19 protein-coding genes are annotated in these 16,145 nt (G+C 63.4%); 18 read left to right on the top strand and 1 reads right to left on the bottom strand.

Going from position 1 to position 16,145, the window contains the following annotated elements:
- Nucleotides 1-67 precede the first annotated feature (67 nt).
- The 16 genes from AC0L8G_RS19015 to AC0L8G_RS18940 all read left to right on the top strand — a co-directional run bounded on the left by AC0L8G_RS19015 (nucleotide 68) and on the right by AC0L8G_RS18940 (nucleotide 12,989).
- Nucleotides 68-1,237 (top strand): phage portal protein, encoded by a 1,170-nt coding sequence (locus tag AC0L8G_RS19015; RefSeq protein ID WP_473385746.1) that lies wholly within the window; start codon nucleotides 68-70, stop codon nucleotides 1,235-1,237.
- A complete protein-coding gene (locus tag AC0L8G_RS19010; RefSeq protein ID WP_473385744.1) occupies nucleotides 1,230-1,502 on the top strand; it encodes a hypothetical protein in 273 nt (90 codons plus the stop codon). Before AC0L8G_RS19015 ends, AC0L8G_RS19010 begins: the two co-directional genes overlap by 8 nt.
- Before the next feature lie 186 nt (nucleotides 1,503-1,688).
- Nucleotides 1,689-2,288 carry an HK97 family phage prohead protease gene (locus tag AC0L8G_RS19005; RefSeq protein WP_473385743.1) on the top strand — a complete coding sequence of 200 codons (600 nt, stop codon included), beginning with the start codon at nucleotides 1,689-1,691 and terminating at the stop codon, nucleotides 2,286-2,288.
- A 15-nt stretch (nucleotides 2,289-2,303) separates the two neighbouring features.
- Complete coding sequence (locus AC0L8G_RS19000; protein WP_473385742.1) at nucleotides 2,304-3,542, top strand: phage major capsid protein; 1,239 nt, start codon at nucleotides 2,304-2,306, stop codon at nucleotides 3,540-3,542.
- A 172-nt stretch (nucleotides 3,543-3,714) separates the two neighbouring features.
- The gene (locus AC0L8G_RS18995) at nucleotides 3,715-4,275 is read left to right on the top strand and encodes a head-tail connector protein (RefSeq protein ID WP_473385741.1); all 561 of its coding nucleotides are present in this window, start codon (nucleotides 3,715-3,717) and stop codon (nucleotides 4,273-4,275) included.
- Complete coding sequence (locus AC0L8G_RS18990) at nucleotides 4,272-4,589, top strand: head-tail adaptor protein (RefSeq protein ID WP_473385740.1); 318 nt, start codon at nucleotides 4,272-4,274, stop codon at nucleotides 4,587-4,589. The genes AC0L8G_RS18995 and AC0L8G_RS18990 overlap by 4 nt, the downstream gene beginning before the upstream one ends.
- Nucleotides 4,586-5,110, top strand: a complete 525-nt coding sequence (locus tag AC0L8G_RS18985; RefSeq protein ID WP_473385739.1) for a DUF3168 domain-containing protein — start codon at nucleotides 4,586-4,588, stop codon at nucleotides 5,108-5,110. The genes AC0L8G_RS18990 and AC0L8G_RS18985 overlap by 4 nt, the downstream gene beginning before the upstream one ends.
- Nucleotides 5,111-5,152: 42 nt before the next feature.
- Complete coding sequence (locus AC0L8G_RS18980; RefSeq protein ID WP_473385738.1) at nucleotides 5,153-5,575, top strand: phage major tail protein, TP901-1 family; 423 nt, start codon at nucleotides 5,153-5,155, stop codon at nucleotides 5,573-5,575.
- Nucleotides 5,575-5,910, top strand: coding sequence for a GTA-gp10 family protein (locus AC0L8G_RS18975; protein WP_473385737.1), 336 nt, complete (start codon nucleotides 5,575-5,577; stop codon nucleotides 5,908-5,910). Before AC0L8G_RS18980 ends, AC0L8G_RS18975 begins: the two co-directional genes overlap by 1 nt.
- A 14-nt stretch (nucleotides 5,911-5,924) precedes the next feature.
- Nucleotides 5,925-6,086, top strand: coding sequence for a phage tail assembly chaperone (locus tag AC0L8G_RS18970; protein ID WP_473385736.1), 162 nt, complete (start codon nucleotides 5,925-5,927; stop codon nucleotides 6,084-6,086).
- Nucleotides 6,079-6,483 (top strand): phage tail tape measure C-terminal domain-containing protein, encoded by a 405-nt coding sequence (locus AC0L8G_RS18965; RefSeq protein WP_473385735.1) that lies wholly within the window; start codon nucleotides 6,079-6,081, stop codon nucleotides 6,481-6,483. The genes AC0L8G_RS18970 and AC0L8G_RS18965 overlap by 8 nt, the downstream gene beginning before the upstream one ends.
- 309 nt (nucleotides 6,484-6,792) lie before the next feature.
- Nucleotides 6,793-7,425: a phage distal tail protein, Rcc01695 family gene (locus tag AC0L8G_RS18960; RefSeq protein ID WP_473385734.1), complete on the top strand. Its 633-nt coding sequence runs from the start codon at nucleotides 6,793-6,795 to the stop codon at nucleotides 7,423-7,425.
- Nucleotides 7,425-8,303 carry a DUF2163 domain-containing protein gene (locus AC0L8G_RS18955; protein ID WP_473385733.1) on the top strand — a complete coding sequence of 293 codons (879 nt, stop codon included), beginning with the start codon at nucleotides 7,425-7,427 and terminating at the stop codon, nucleotides 8,301-8,303. The genes AC0L8G_RS18960 and AC0L8G_RS18955 overlap by 1 nt, the downstream gene beginning before the upstream one ends.
- A 118-nt stretch (nucleotides 8,304-8,421) precedes the next feature.
- A complete protein-coding gene (locus tag AC0L8G_RS18950) occupies nucleotides 8,422-8,883 on the top strand; it encodes an NlpC/P60 family protein (RefSeq protein WP_473385732.1) in 462 nt (153 codons plus the stop codon).
- Complete coding sequence (locus AC0L8G_RS18945) at nucleotides 8,883-12,731, top strand: baseplate multidomain protein megatron (protein ID WP_473385731.1); 3,849 nt, start codon at nucleotides 8,883-8,885, stop codon at nucleotides 12,729-12,731. Before AC0L8G_RS18950 ends, AC0L8G_RS18945 begins: the two co-directional genes overlap by 1 nt.
- Nucleotides 12,732-12,761: 30 nt before the next feature.
- Nucleotides 12,762-12,989, top strand: a complete 228-nt coding sequence (locus tag AC0L8G_RS18940; protein ID WP_473385729.1) for a hypothetical protein — start codon at nucleotides 12,762-12,764, stop codon at nucleotides 12,987-12,989.
- 75 nt (nucleotides 12,990-13,064) lie between these two features.
- Here AC0L8G_RS18940 and AC0L8G_RS18935 read toward each other — a convergent pair whose 3' ends face one another.
- Entirely contained in the window at nucleotides 13,065-13,355 is a 291-nt protein-coding gene (locus AC0L8G_RS18935) for a hypothetical protein (protein WP_473385728.1), read from the bottom strand.
- Between the two features lie 251 nt (nucleotides 13,356-13,606).
- Here AC0L8G_RS18935 and AC0L8G_RS18930 point away from each other — a divergent pair, with 251 nt between their 5' ends.
- Nucleotides 13,607-14,527 (top strand): DnaJ C-terminal domain-containing protein, encoded by a 921-nt coding sequence (locus tag AC0L8G_RS18930; RefSeq protein WP_473388913.1) that lies wholly within the window; start codon nucleotides 13,607-13,609, stop codon nucleotides 14,525-14,527.
- 109 nt (nucleotides 14,528-14,636) lie between these two features.
- Nucleotides 14,637-16,067 carry a hypothetical protein gene (locus tag AC0L8G_RS18925; protein ID WP_473385727.1) on the top strand — a complete coding sequence of 477 codons (1,431 nt, stop codon included), beginning with the start codon at nucleotides 14,637-14,639 and terminating at the stop codon, nucleotides 16,065-16,067.
- Nucleotides 16,068-16,145: the final 78 nt, after the last annotated feature.

Below are 16,145 nucleotides of genomic sequence, written 5' to 3'. Positions count from 1 at the left end.
TCTCGATGGAGCGCTTTCTTCCCCCGCTGGCGGGGGAAGTGGCCCGCAGGGCCGATGGGGGTTTGTCATGAAACTGCCTTTCAGCCGCAAACCAACCGAAGCCAAAGCCTCCGCCGCGAAAGCGCTGATCGCGCTGCACCGGCTTGGCGCGCCCGCATGGACGCCGCGCGATTATGTCTCGCTCGCGCGCGCTGGTTATGAACGCAATGTCATCGCCTATCGCTGCATCCGGCTGGTGGCGGAAGCCGCGGCGTCCGCGCCGCTGCGCGTTGCGGAAGCGGGCGCGGTGATGGCGGAGCATCCCTTGCTTGCGCTGCTCGCCAAGCCCAACCCGGAACAGTCCGGCGCGGAGCTGCTGGAAAATTTCTACGGATTTCTACAGACCGCCGGCAACGCCTATCTGGAAAGCGTCGCGCTTGATGGCGTCCCGCGCGAGCTTTACGCGCTGCGCCCCGACCGCATGAAAGCGCGGCCGGGCAAATCCGGCTGGGCGGAGGCATATGATTATTCCGTTGCGGGACGTACCGTCACCTTTCGCAAGCCGGAGGATGGATCGCTTTCGCCGATCCTGCATTTGAAGCTGTTTCATCCGACCAATGATCATTACGGGCTGTCGCCCCTGGAGGCCGCCAGCGCTTCCGTCGACCTCCATAATGCAGCCTCGGCATGGAACAAATCGCTTTTGGACAATGCGGCGCGGCCCTCCGGCGCGCTGGTCTATAAAGGCCCGGAAGGCGCGGAGAATTTGACCGGCGATCAATTCGACCGGTTAAAGTCCGAGCTTGAAGACGCCTATCAGGGTTCGGCCAATGCGGGGCGCCCGCTGGTGCTCGATGGCGGGCTCGAATGGCGCTCCATGTCTCTGTCGCCCGCCGATATGGATTTCATCGAAGCCAAACACGCCGCCGCGCGCGAAATTGCGCTGGCCTTTGGCGTGCCGCCCATGCTGCTCGGCATTCCCGGCGACAACACCTATTCAAATTACAAGGAAGCCAATCTCGCCTTCTGGAAACAGACCGTCTTGCCGCTGGTGAAGAAAACCGCCTCGGCGCTTACCGGCTGGTTTGCGCCCGCCTGGCCCGACGCGCGGATCATTTGCCAGACAACCGAGATCGACGCGCTGTCGGCGGAACGCGACGCCTTATGGCTGCGCGTGTCGCGTGCGGATTTCTTGAGCGACGATGAAAAACGCGCAGCGCTGGGTCTTGGCGCAAGAGAGGGCGCGCAAGATGCATAGCGTTTCCTTTCCGAAATCGCCGCTCGACCGGCCGATGGAGTTGCGCTTCACCGTGGCGATTGGCGCCGCCGTGATTGTGCAGACCGGGCTCGGCCTGATCTGGGCCGGCGCCGCATCGGAACGCCTGGCGCAACTGGAACGGCGCGCCGACGACAATACGCAAATCATCGAACGCACGGCGCGGCTGGAAGAACAAGTGCGCTTTGTTTCCGCGACGCTGGTGCGGATTGAAGGCAAGCTTGATGCGAAGAAGGAGGGCGAGTGATGAACCGGTTTCCGCTTTACTCGTCTTGCTTCTCTTCCCCCGCTTGCGGGGGAAGTACCGGCGAAGCCGGGGATGGGGGTGATGTGCGGCCTGCAACACCCCTCCGTCATCCCGAACTCGCGTTCGGTCTGACACCTCCCCCGCAGGCGGGGGAGGAGAGGCTCCTTTGCAAAAAGGAATCTCAGCATGACCCAGCCCCTGATCGCATCCATCGAAGGTTACGCCTCCATCTTCAACCGGCCTGATTTGAATGGCGACATTGTCGCGCCCGGCGCCTTTGCGAAATCGCTGAAGGCGCAGCCGAAAATCGCCATGCTCTATAGTCACGCCGCCGAGGCGCCGATTGGCCGCTGGTTGTCGGTGCGCGAGGATGCGCGCGGGCTGTTTGTCAAGGGCGAGTTGATCCTGTCCAGTCCCCGCGCGCGCGAAGTTCATGCGCTGCTCGAAGGCGGCGCCATAGACGGGCTGTCCATCGGCTATCAGACCGCGCGCGCCGCGCGCGGCAAAACCGGCCGGCGCATTCTCGAAGCGGAGCTTTGGGAAGTTTCCATCGTCACCTTTCCGATGGCGCGCGAGGCGCGGGTGACGCGCATCGGCCCGGCGCGCCCGGAATTCGATCCGGAAAACATCGCCGAATTATTCACCCATTCGGTCCGCGATTCCCTCGCCCATGTCCCCCCGGGAACGCGGTCCAAAAAGCGGGCGCCCGGCCTGCCTCCCCCCATGCCGGGCGCCCGTGACTTCGCCGACGCCGTGAAAAGCGCGGCCCAAAAGCTGTCAGTGTAAGGAGTAGAGAGTAAAATGAGTATCGAAACCAAAGCAGGCGACGGCGCAGGCGAAATCCGCGGCGCCATGCGCGAATTCCTCACCGCCTTTGAAGCGTTCAAACACGCCAATGACGAACGCCTTGATGCGCTCGAAGAAAAAAGCCGCGAGGATGTGGTCCTCAGCGAAAAAATCGAACGCATCAATGCGGCGGTCACCGAACAGAAAGCCGCGGTCGACCGCCTGGCGCTGAAATCGCAAAAGCCGCAGCTCGGCTCCGCCGCCGCGCCGGCCGAACCCGATGAACGCAAGGCCGCCTTCCAGCGCTATATGCGCGTGGGCGATGCGACTGCGGTTGCGGGGCTTGAAGCGAAATCGGTGAATACGGGAACCGGCGAGGAGGGCGGTTATCTCGCCCCCAATGAAGTCGAGCGCCTCATCACCGCAGCGGTGAAAGACATTTCGCCGATCCGCCAGATCGCGTCGGTGCGTGAAATCGGCGGCAATGTTTTCCGCAAGCCGGTTTCCAATGGCGACACGGTCGCCGGCTGGGTCGCGGAGACGACCGCGCGCAATACGGCGACGACGGCGCCGACGCTCACCGCGCTCGATTTCCCGACCATGGAGCTTTACGCCATGCCGGCCGCGTCGCAGACCCTGCTCGACGATGCGATTGTCGACATCGACCAATGGCTCGCCGATGAAGTGCAGTCTGAATTCGCGGTGCAGGAATCCGCCGCCTTCATCAATGGCAATGGAACGACCGCGCCCAAGGGCTTGCTCACCTATGACATCGCGGCGGACGCTTCGAAAGATCCGGACGAGCTTGGCTATATCGCCACCGGCGTAGACGGCGCCTTTCCGGCCTCGAACCCGTCGGACAAGTTGCTCGACCTGATCTATGCGCCGAAGCAGGCTTACCGCGCCAATGGGCGTTTCCTGATGAACCGCTCGGTCGTTGGCGCGCTTCGCAAGTTCAAGGATTCAGAGGGCAATTATCTCTGGCAGCCCAACACAGAGCCCGGCGAGCCGGCGCGGCTGATGGGTTATCCGGTGAGCGAAGCGGAAGACATGGATGACATCGCCTCTGACAGTCACTCGATTGCGTTTGGCGATTTCCGCCGCGGCTATCTGATTGTCGATCGTGTCGGCGTGCGCGTCTTGCGCGATCCCTATTCATCGAAGCCTTACGTCTTGTTCTACACGACCAAGCGTGTCGGCGGCGGCGTGCAGGATTACGACGCGATCAAGTTTTTGAAATTCGCGGCGAGCTAAGCGCGGCTTTAAACCTCCCCTTGAAAAGGGGAGGTCGGAAAATCCTTCGGGATTTTCCGGGTGGGGATCAATGCGGCGTTTGCAATGATCCTCTTGATCCCCCTCCTAACCTCCCCCTTTTCAAGGGGGAGGGACAGGTTGGCTTAGAAACAACAAAAGGACGCGTTGTGTAATGTCCCTCACTCTTCTTTCTCCGCCTGCGGGCGAACCGGTCTCGCTGGCCGAGATGAAAGCGCATTTGCGCCTCACCAGCGATGATGAAGACGCGCTCGTCACCGGCCTGGCTGTCGCGGCGGCGCGCGCGATCGAGGCGCGGGCCGGGCTGGCGCTGATGCCGCAACAATGGCGGCTGACTCTGGATGCGCCGCCGGAAGACACGCTGTTCCTGCCTTTATCGCCGGTCAGCGCGATCGATGCGGTGGCGGTGCTGGACGCGGAAGATGCGCCGCAGGCGGTCCCTTCTTCGCTTTACGATGCGGCGCTGGGGCAGCGTGCGCGCCTTCGTCCCGCCGGGCCCTGGCCAATTCCCGGGCGGGCGATTGACGGCGTCTTGATCGACTTCACGGCGGGCTACGCCGATGCGGACGCCGTTCCCCCGCCGCTCAAACAGGCGGTGAAAATTCTCGCCGCTTATTTCTTTGAAACCCGCGAGGCGGCGGGCGAGGCGCGCATCTACGCCGTGCCGTCAAGCGTTGACGCCTTGCTGGCGCCCTATCGGGAGGTGCGGCTGTGATCGGCGCCCTTCGACACAAGATCGAATTGCTGACGCTTGCGCGCATCGATGATGAGGCGGGCGGGGCAAGCCTCGCCTGGAGCGCAGGCGCGGAATTATGGGCGGATGTGGAGCGTCTTTCCTCGACCCGCGATTTCACCGGCGACCGCGACAACCGGTTAAAGCGCATCGCCGCGACGATCCGTTTTCGCGCCGACATTGCGCTGGGCCAGCGGCTCATTTTCGCCGGCGAGACTTATGAAACCGTCAGCATAGAGAGCGAAGACGGGCGCGAAAAGCGCCTGACGCTGATTTGCGAGGAGGTGGTGCAATGACCAGCGCACAATGGGAATTGCAAAAGGCGGTGTATCAGGCCTTGCGCGGCGACGCCGCGCTGCAGGCGGAAATCGGCGATCCGGCGCGGATTTTCGACGACCCGCCGCCGGGCGCTCTCTTTCCCTATCTCACTTTGGGGGAGGCGCGCGCCAGCGACTGGAAGGGCGTCGATGGCGGACTGGAGCACGAGCTGAAGCTTTATGTGTTCTCCCGCTATGCCGGGCGGCGCGAAGTGAAGCGCATTCTCGCCGCCGTCTATGACACGCTGCATGAAGCGGCGCTGACTCTCTCCGGTCATGACCTCATCAATATTCGTTTTGTGTTCGCCGATGCGTTCCGGCGCCTCGATGGCGAACTCTATCAGGGCGTCGCGCGCTTCCGCGCCGTGACCCAGAAACAGGGGCATAGTGAGCATGAGGATGAAGAATTTTCCTTTCACCCCGCTCATCCCGGCGAAAGCCGGGACCCAGACTGTAATGCGGCGCTGTTTTTCGCTGGGTCCCGGCTTTCGCCGGGATGAGCGGAGAATGGTTGGCCGCGCGATAAAAAAAGGAATCGCATTATGACAGCACAACGCGGCAAAGACCTGCTCCTCAAACTCGGCGACGGCGAAGTCTCAGAAACATTCGCCATCATTGGCGGCTTGCGCACCAAGACCCTGTCGCTCAATGCGCAATCCGTCGACGTCACCCATTCGCAATCATCTGGCGGCTGGCGCGAATTGCTGGCGGGCGCCGGCGTCAAGCAGGCGTCGGTCTCCGGCGCGGGGGTGTTCCTCAATGATGCGGCGGCGGAAGCGGCGCGCGCGGTCTTCTTCGCCAGCGAGGCGCGCAACTGGCAAGTCATCGTCCCCGGTTTCGGAACCATCGAAGGCGCCTTCCTGATCGCCAATCTCGATTATGCGGGCGAGCATGACCGCGAAGCCTCCATGTCGCTGGCGCTTGAATCCGCCGGCGCGCTGACCTTTACGGCGGAGGGCGCGTGATGACCCATCCGCGCGGCGACGCCCGCATCAAGGTCAATGGCGAGGAAAAAACCCTGCGCCTGACGCTGGGCGCGCTTGCCGAGATTGAAGAAAAACTCGGCGGCGATCTCGCCGGCTTGCAGGCGCGGCTGAAAGCGCCGCGCATCGCCGACATCCTGCTCATTCTCCACGCGCTGCTCGCCGGCGGCGGCGCGGCGCTGACGCTGGAGGCGTTAAAAGCGAGCGACATTGACCTCAGCGACGCCGCGAGCGCCATCGCCAAAGCATTTGAAAGTCTCGGCGGGGACGATGCTGGCGAGGGGGCGCCGGGAAAGTCTGCATCGGGGGAGGCTTAGAACAATGGCGCGCCATGTTCGCCTTTGCTGTTTTGCGGCTTGGCCTGTCGCCCGGCGCTTTCTGGACGCTGTCGCTCGCCGAATGGCGCGCGCTCGTCGCCGCCATCGCGCCGCAGAAGATGACCCGCGACGGGCTCGCCGCACTGATCAACTCACATGGAGGCGCCAATGCCTGAACACATAAATGTCACCGTCTCGACCCTGGGCGTTGAAGAAGCGAGCGCGGAGATCGAACGCATCGCGCGGGAGCGGATCATTCCCGCCGCGGCGCTGATTGACGAAGCCTTCGCCACGGCGGCGGGCTCGATCCAGTCAAATCTCGCCCGCGCCGCCGAGCGTGGCGAACTGTCCTTGAAGAAGCTCACTTCGGCGCTGTTGAAGGATCTTCGCCGCTTCGCCATTGACGCGCTTGTGCGCCAGCCCGTGCACAATCTTGTCTCCAATGCGCTGAGCGGCGCCTTTGGCGGGGGCCGGGCAGGCGGCGGACCCGTGGCGCCCGGGCAGTCCTATCTGGTGGGCGAGCGCGGGCCGGAATTGTTTTCCCCGGGGGCGCCGGAACCATCCGTCCCCTGAGCAATGGCGCCATGACCGTGAACATTTCGCTGCCCGGCGTCACCGATGTGCAGAGTTTCAAGCGTTCCGAAACGCAGATCGCCGCCGCGCTCGCCCGCGCAGTGGGGAGAGGACAACGGAATTTGTGATGTTGTCCCGGTCTGGCGCAGCAACCCCCTCCGTCAGCTTCGCTGACACCTCCCCCGTGAACGGGGGAGGAAAAGTGTTGTGCTTTTTTATGGGCGCTCTCTTCCCCCGCTGGCGGGGGAAGTGGCCCGAAGGGCCGATGGGGGTGAGAGAAATAGAAACCCGTGTAGTTGAGTAAAACCCATGTCATTTCATGAAATATTATTCCCCGTCGACATTGCGCTGAACAGCGAGGGCGGGCCGGCGCGCAAGACGGATATTGTCGCGCTGGTTTCCGGCCATGAAGAACGCAACAGCCCCTGGGCGGGCTCGCGCCGTTCCTTCAATGCGGGCTATGGGGTCAAATCCATCGCCGATATTGAAGCGGTCATCGCCTTTTTCGAAGCGCGCCATGGCCGGCTTTACGGTTTCCGCTTTCGCGATCCTTTCGATTTCAAAAGCTGCCCGCTTGCGCAGAGCCCGGCGCCGGAGGACCAATTGCTCGGCGCCGGCGACGACGCCGAAACGCAGTTCCAATTGGTGAAGCGCTACGCTTCCGGTGCGGCGAGTTATGCGCGCAAGATCGCCAAGCCGGCGGCGGGCACGGTGCGCGTCGCGGTGGACGGCGTTGAGCAGACACAAGGCGCTGACTTCACCATCGATGAAACAACCGGCCTCGTCAGTTTCGCCGCGCCGCCCGGCGCCGGGCTGGCGGTCACCGCGGGCTTTCAGTTCGACACGCCGGTGCGCTTCGACAGCGATGAATTGCGGATCAATCTTGCGGCGTTTGAGGCCGGCGACATTCCGTCGATCCCGCTGGTTGAGGTGCTTGTCTGATGCGCGCGCTCGATCCCGCATTACAAGCGCATCTTGATAGCGGCGCGACGACGCTCGCCACCTGCTGGCGGGTGACGCGGCGCGATGGCGGCGTGCTCGGCTTTACCGATCATGACCGCGCGCTGAATTTTGACGGAACCGACTTCCTGCCGGATAGCGGCGCCAGCGGTTCTTCGCTGTCAGCCTCGGCCGATCTCGCGGTCGACAATGCGGACATTGAAGGCGCGCTGTCGGCCTCGGCCTTGTCGGGCGAAGACCTCGCCGCCGGGCGTTATGACGGCGCCAGCGTGGAGGTGTTCCGCGTCAACTGGGCGGCGGTCGCGCAGCGCGTCTTGCTGAAGCAAGCGGTCATTGGCGACGTCAAGCGCGCAGGCGCCGCCTTTCGCGCCGAGCTGCGCGGGCTTTCTCATGCGCTCGATCAACCGGTGGGGCGGGTCTATCAGCATTTATGCGATGTGAATGTCGGCGGCGAGAAATGCGGCGTCGATCTGGACGATCCCGCCTACAAAACCGCTGGCGAGGTGACGGCGCTGCGCGATGCGCAAAGCTTCATCGCCGACGGCTTTGCGGGTTTCGGTGATGGCTGGTTCGCCCATGGCCTCCTCAGTTGGGTGACGGGCGCCAATGCGGGGCTCGCCGCCCATGTCAAAACCCAGACGGCGAACGGCGCCATTGCGCTGTGGCTGCCTTCAGGCGCTGCCATCGAAGTCGGCGACCAATTCACCGCGACGGCGGGCTGCGACAAGCGCTTTTCCACCTGCCGCGAGAAATTTTCAAACGCGGTGAATTTCCGCGGCCAGCCCTTCATGCCCGGCAATGACTTCGCGATTTCCTATCCGTTGAAGGGCGAGAAGAACGATGGAGGCAAATTGAAGTGATTTCTCCCCGCTCATTCCGGCGAAAGCCGGGACCCAGATCCACAAAGATGACGGGCTTTGCCCGGCTTTATTCTTTCGCTGGACCCCGGCCTGCGCCGGGGCGAGCGGGTGAGGTTTTATGACGCCAGTATCTGTATCCAACAAGATTGTTGTCACTCGCGCCGATATCATCGCCGCCGCGCGCGGCTGGCTCGGCACGCCCTATCAGCATCAGGCGAGCGCGAAGGGTGCGGGCTGCGATTGCCTCGGTCTTATTCGCGGCGTCTGGCGCGAGCTTTACGGGGCGGAGCCGGAGATCCCGCCGCCTTACACGCCTGACTGGAATGAGCGGCATGCGGATGAACCCTTGCTCTCCGCCGCGCGGCGCAATCTGATCGAAAAGGCCGGCCGCGAGATCGAAGGGGGCGACGTCATCATTTTTCGCGTCGCCGCCAATGGTCCGGCGAAACATTGCGGCGTCGCATCGTCAGCCGATCAATTCATCCACGCCTATGCGGGCCGCGCTGTGGTCGAAAGCTGGATGAACCGCTGGTGGCGCGAGCGCATCGCCGGCGTATTTCAATTTCCGGGAGTGCGATAATGGCGCAACTTTTACTCACCGCCGGCGGCGCGGCCGCCAAGGGCGGCATCGGCGCGTTTCTGGCGCGCACCGTCGCGACGACCGCTGCGTCTTATGCGGCGGGCTATGCGGACCGCCTCATTTTCGGGCCGCGCAAGCGCAAGGTCGAAGGCCCGCGCCTTGACGCATTGCAGGTGCAGGCGAGCCAGGAAGGGGCAAGCATTTTGCGCGTCTATGGCCGCGCGCGCGTCGCGGGGCAATTGATCTGGGCGGCGAATTTCAAGGAAACGCCGTCGCAATCGACGGAAAGCGTCGGCGGCAAGGGCGGGCGGCCCGCCGCGCAAACAACCTATACGGAATATCTCTATTCGGTCTCCTTCGCGGTGGGATTGTGCGAAGGGGTGATTGACCGGGTCGGGCGGGTCTGGGCCGACGGCAAGCCGTTCGATCTGTCGAACCATAATGTGCGCGTCTATCGAGGCGAGGAAACGCAAACGCCCGACGCGCTGATCGCCGCGACGCAAGGGGCGGATGCGGCGCCAGGCTTTCGCGGGCTCGCCTATATCGTGTTTGAGGATTTGCCGCTGAAAGAATTCGGCAATCGCATCCCGCAGCTTTCCTTCGAGATCGAAAAGAGCCTCAAAACCGCTGATGCCAAGGCGCTGGAAAACAATCTCACCGCCATTTCGCTGATCCCCGGCTCCGGCGAGTTCGTCTATGGGACGACGCCGGTGGCGCGCTCCCTGGGCGAGGGCGTGACGATTTCGGAGAATGTCCACAACACCAAAGGCGCGACGGATTTTTCCGCCTCGCTCGACAGTCTGTTGGATGCGGCGCCGGGGCTCGAACATGTCTCGCTGATCACCGCATGGTTTGGCGACACGCTCGATGCGGGAAGCTGCACTTTGCGCCCCGGCGTTGAACTGACCGAGAAAGAGACAAGTCCTTACGCATGGAAAGCGGGCGGCGTGACCCGGGGCGGCGCGCATCTTATCTCGACCCTTGAGGGCAGCGCCGCTTATGGGGGCACGCCCGCCGACCGCGCCGTGGTGGAAACCATCGCCGCGCTCAACGCCAAAGGCCTCGCGGTGATGTTTCACCCGTTCATCCTGATGGATGCGGCGGGCTTTCCCTGGCGCGGGCGCATTGATGCGGGAAGCGCGGACCAGACAGCGGGCGCAAGCGCCGCCATTGCCGGTTTTTTCGGAACCGCCGCCGCATCGGATTTCACCATTGCGGGCGGGGAGGTGGTTTATTCCGGCCCCGCGGAATGGTCGTTCCGGCGCTTTATCCTGCATTACGCGAAACTCTGCGCGCTGGCGGGCGGGGTCGATGCGTTCCTGTTGGGCTCGGAATTGCGCGGGATCACCACGACCCGCGATGAAGCCGACAATTACCCGGCCGTGGCGCAGATGATTGCGCTGGCGGGCGAAGTGCGCGCCATTCTCGGCCCATCGGTGAAGATTTCCTATGGCGCCGACTGGTCTGAATATTTCGGCCATCAGCCCGGCGACGGCTCCGGCGATGTGTTCTTTCATCTCGATGATCTGTGGTCGGATGATGAGATCGATTTCATCGGCGTCGACAATTACATGCCGCTCGCCGACTGGCGCGATGGTTTCGCGCATCTGGATGCGCTGGCTGGCGCCAAGAGCCAGTATGACCTCGCCTATCTTCAGGGAAACATCGAAGGCGGCGAATATTACGGCTGGTATTATGCGAGCGATGAAGACCGCGCGGCGCAGACAAGAACGCCGATCGCCGACGGCGCCTATGGCGAGCCATGGGTGTTCCGGCCCAAGGATTTCAGGAACTGGTGGTCGAACGCCCATTATAATCGTCCGGGCGGGGTGCGCGATGCTTCGCCCACATCGTGGGTTCCGCAATCGAAACCGTTTTATTTCACCGAGACCGGATGTCCCGCCATCGACAAGGGCGCGAACCAGCCCAATGTTTTTGTTGATGCGAAAAGCAGCGAAAGCGCGATCCCCCATTTCTCCAGCGGGTATCGCGATGACATGGCGCAGCGGCGCTTCTTAGAAGCGCAGGCGGCTTATTGGGGCGAGGCGTCGAACAATCCGTTGTCATCGGTCTATGGCGAACCCATGGTCGCGGCGTCGCGGCGCTATGTGTACGCATGGGATGCGCGGCCCTTTCCGGATTTTCCCGCCCGCGCCGATGTCTGGGGCGATACGGCGAATTGGGAGAAGGGCCATTGGCTCAACGGCCGGCTTGGCCGCGCGCCGCTCGACATGCTGGTCACCGCGCTCGCTGCCGAGGCGGGCTTTGATGCGGTGGAAAGCGATGCGCTGGAGGGCGTGCTTACCGGCTATGTGGTTGACCGGCCATTATCGGCGCGGGAAATGATTGATCCGCTGGCGGATGTTTTTCAGTTCGATGTGGTGGAGTCGAATGGCGGCTTGCGGTTTCAGCCGCGCCATGGCGAGCCGGTTCTGTCGCTCTCATCGGGCGCGCTGACCGAGCGCGGCGAGGGCGCGTTTTCCCTGTCACTCGGTCAGGAAACGGATTCGCCCGCCGCCTTCCGGCTCGGTTTCTTCGATGAGCAGGCGGATTTCGCCGCCGCCGTCGCAGAGGCGCGCGACCCCGGCGCGCGGCCGCACCGTCAGGCGGGCGCCGATATTGCGGCGGTCATCCCAGCGGCGGAGGCCGAAGCGCGGGCGCGCTCTATCCTCGCCGATGCGTGGGTGATGCGCGAGACATTGGCGTTTTCCCTGCCGCCATCGGCGCTGGCGCTGGAGCCCGGCGATGCGATCATTCTCAGTGATCTCGGCGCCGAGCGGCGCTATCGCATCACCGAGATTGATGACGGGCTTGCCCGCGATTGCGCTTTGGTGCGGGTTGCGCCGCCGGTTTATGACGCGCCAGCGGCGGGGGCGGGCTTTGCGGCGCCGGGCGAGGTGGCGGTGTTCGCCGCGCCGGTCTGGGCCTTGATGGACCTGCCCTTGATCCGCGAGGGGCAGGACCCGGCGGCGCCCTGGTTCGCCGTCTTTTCCGATCCGTGGCCCGGCGGCGTCGCCTTGTATAAGAGCGCCGGCGGCGCGCCGTCGCTTGCCGGTCTGGCGCCCGCGCGCGCAGTGATGGGCCGGCTGGAAAGCGCCTTGCCGCCCGCCGGCGCCGGGCGGCGCATCTGGCGCAGCGTCGAGGTGCGGCTTTCCTATGGATCGCTGTCGTCAAAGGCGCAGGAAGACTTGTTCGCCGGGGCCAACGCCTTCGCGGTCATGGCCGATGGCGGCGGCTGGGAGGTCTGTCAGTTTCAGGATGCGGCGCTGCTCGAAAACGGCGCCTGGCGGCTTTCCGGTCTGTTGCGCGGACAGGCGGGCAGCGAGCTTGAAGCGCTGAGCGGCGCCGGCGTCGATGCGCGCTTTGTCCTGTTGTCGGCGGCGGTGACGCAGGCCGCGTTTTCCGCCAGCTCGCGCGGCCTCGCCCTTGACTGGCAGGCCGGGCCGGAAGCCGATCTTCCCGATACGGAGCATTTCACCAGCGAAAGCCTCGTCATGAGCGCGCGCGGGCTTGTCCCCTTGTCGCCGGTGCATCTGCGCGCGGGCTGGCAAGGCGCAGACATTCGCCTCAGTTGGATACGGCGCGCCCGCGAAGGCGGCGATAGCTGGGAGGGCGAGGTTCCCCTTGGCGAGCTGACCGAGGCTTACCGCGTCACCATCTATGATGGTGAAACTCCGGTAAGAACGGCCCAGCTTTCAACGCCGGACTATCTTTACGCCGCCGCCGACATCCTCGCCGATTTCGGATCGCCGGACCCGGGCGAGGCGCTCTCCTTCTCCGTGGCGCAGATCTCCGACGCGGTGGGGGAAGGGATTGAGGCGTCCGCTGCGCCCGCCATCGCACACTAATTCAACCACACCAATAAGGAGTAGCAGGCCATGCCAAAACAAAACCATTTTAAAGGCGCAAACCTCGCCCAGGCGGTTGCGCAGGCGACGGCGGTTTATCGCAAGCCGCATGCTGACTTGGAGCATAAAGACGCATGTAGTGATCTCGCTTTAGATCTTGATGATTTTAAACGTGAAGCGGCGCGTGCTTTGGATCGCGCAGCGGCTTGCGCGGGAAGCAGCAAGGGAAGAACAAAATGCAGACCGTTTGGGCGATGAGATATTGCGGATAGCCGACCAATATTCGCGACTGAATTGCGGCGCCTCAAGTCGAATAGCCTGATACGTATTATGCTATGGCTGCGTGAAGAAGTCGCGCAGCCAGAATACCTCCAGCGCCGCCAAGCTGACAATCAATACAGCCACGAGGATAATTGTTAAAAGGGAAGAGGCGCCCAGATGTGTACGTGCAAAAATCGCAGCGCCGGCAGCCATGGCCACAGCAATTAAAATTGCCGTGGCATTGTAAGTGAGATCAATAATGAAATTGTCGGAGATTTTTCCTTCATTGGCTTCATGGAAGACCATCCAGACAAGACCGGCCCATGCAAAAATCAACAGGAAAGATCGCAAGCGGGTCATCATCCCTCCCCATCGTCTCCCCTGCGTCAGGCTTTCCACTTATGCATATGGCCCGAGCATGGCCATTGGCGTGGCGTCAGTCAAACCGGAACAGCCTCGCAAATCCCCCGTCCGCTCCAATTCCGCGCCCAAAATTAACCCTAAACTCTTCATTTCGGGGGAAAATCACTTATCTCTATGCCTGCGGGCGGATTGCGCCCATAGAGCAAGGCTTAACAAGGATTTAACCGGCAGTGGCGCGGAACCCTTACATAGTGCTGGGCTTGAGCCCGAAGGCCACGGATTCTGAAATCCGCGCCGCCTTCCGCCAGCTCGCCAAAAAGTACCATCCGGACCGCAATCCCGACGACAAGAAGTCCGAGGAGAAGTTCAAGGAAATCTCCGGCGCGTTCGACATTCTCGGCGATTCAGAGCGGCGCAAGAAATATGATCGCGGCGAGATCGACGATGACGGCCGCGAACGCCCCAACCCGTTCCATCAATGGACCCAGCGCGAGGCGGCGGCCGGGCGCGGTCAGGGCGGCTATGCGGGCGGCCCCCATGGTCCCGGCGGCGGACCCGGCGCGGGTGCGTCCTTTGAAGATTTGTCCGACATCTTTTCCGACATTTTCGGCGCCCGTCAGGCGCGCGCCGGCGCGGCCGGTCAGATGCGCGGCCGCGACACCCGCTACCGGCTGGAAGTGGAGTTTCTCGATGCGCTGAACGGCGCCAAGAAACGCGTCACCATGCCCGACGGCAAAACCCTCGACCTGTCGATTCCCGCCGGGCTTGAAGACGGCCAGACCCTGCGCCTTAAGGGACAGGGCGAACGCGGCGCCGGCGGCGCGGGCGATGTGTATGTGGAAGTGAAGGTCAAGCCGCATCTTCTGTTCGAGCGCAAGGGCGACGACATTCATATCGACGTGCCGATCACGCTGCGCGAAGCGGTGCTTGGCGGCAAGATCACCGCGCCGACCATCGCCGGCGATGTGTCCGTCAATGTGCCGAAATATTCGAGCTCGGGCACGGTGTTGCGGTTGAAGGGGCGCGGCGCGCCAAAGAAAACCGGCGGCGCGGGCGATCAATATGTGAAACTGAAAATCGTCCTGCCTGATGGCGGCGACAAAGAGCTCGAAGAGTTCGTCAAGAGCTGGAAGGGCGCGGAGAAAACCCGCAAGGATTTCGCCGGGGCGTAAGCGCGCTGGCGCGCAAAAAGTTTGGCGGCGGTTTGACCGCGCGACCATGAGACCGTACGACTGAGGACGATCTTCGAGACGATCACCGGCAGGACCAGAACCAAGCGTCATGACCCTTTCTCCACGTAAAAGAGAGCGCCTTGCTGCGTTTTTGGGCGAGCTGCCGGTGGCGGTCGCGCTGAAGCTGTTTTCTGCGCTTGAGATGGACCGCGCCGCTGGGGGAAAAGGCATTCCCCATGACGCCATTCTCGACGATTTGCGCAGCCGTCTCGTGGAGCGCGGCGTCCCGCTGGCCCGGCCGCTCAGCGCCAAGCGGACCTTTTTCGATCCGTTCGACGATTTCTTCGTCACCGTCAGGGCCGGCCGCAAGCGCCGGGCGCAGATCGCGCGGACTTCGCTGAACCCGATCTGGCGGATGATGATGACCGACCCGGCGCTGACCGAAACCGCCATGGCGGCCGCCGCGCTTGATGACGCTTACGCCGCCGGGAAAAAAACCGGCGAAGATGTGAAGGCGCTGGAGCGCGCCATGTTCGGCGCGGCGGAGACCGGGCTCGCCCGGCTTGGCGACCGGATCAAGGAAAGCGAAGTCGCGCGCGCCGGTCTGATAGAAGATCTCGGCGGCGAGGGCGCGCTTGGCGACCTTGAAGAAATCCGCATACTGATGGATTGCGCCGAAGCCTTGCGCACCCTGCGCGTTGTCGCGCCGTCTTCTTCGCCGGCGCTCACCGAAGAACAGCTTTATGATCTGCGCCAATTGTTTTTGAGCGCTTATGAACAATCACCTTCCGCCGGCGCCTATTTGTTGCTGGCGCTGAAGGGCCGGCTCGAGGCGCCTTGGCGCGCGCTCGGCGTTTACTACCATCTTGCGCAAAGCGCGGACGAACGGCTGACGCCGGCGCGCGAAACCGTGATGGCGCTGCCGGAAAGCCTGTTTGAAGACCTTGAGGGCATGGCGCGGGCGCTGGAGCGCGCGGGCGTGAATGAGCTTGATGCGCGCACGGCGACGGCGCGGCTCTCCTGGTTCACCGATTATGCGGAAGGCCTGTCGCGGCAGGCGGCGCGCGCCGGCGATAATGTATTTCTGAACCGCATCGAGGCATGCCGCGACGTCGCCGGCGAGGCCCATGCGCGTTTTGTCGAACAGGCTTTTGCGGCGCTTCGCGCATCCTTGCCGGTGCGCCATGCGGGCGCGTCGAGCCGGCTGGTGTCGCCGCGCCCCGACATTTCCAAAGCGCTGGCGCCGGAGATCATCGATGATGCGCGCGGCGCGGTGGAGCTGCTCAATGCGGCCCCGGCGGAAGCGCGCCGTCTCGGCGCTGATCCCGGTCTTGTCCAGAGCGTGCTCGAAGAGGCGTCCGACAAGGCGCGCACCTACGCCAATGATCTGGTGGCGGAAATTCGCGCCGCGGAAGGCGCGGAACGGGCCGCCGCACGACGCCTGCTGGAACAGACGCTGGATGTGGTCACGCCCTTGCTGAAAAGTGATGAGCTGGGCCTGATCCGTGATCGCGCTGCGGCTGCGGCGGTGACGGTTTAGGGCTACCTCTTCGGCGGCCATATAGATGAGTCCGGCCGGGCGGTTCTACGAGCGACAGACCGCGAAGCGGGCGCAGGA

The sequence above is a fragment of the Hyphococcus sp. D3-15 genome, from assembly GCF_055809375.1.
Note: the sequence above shows the minus strand (reverse complement) of the source record. Positions and strands in the feature narration are given on the sequence as shown.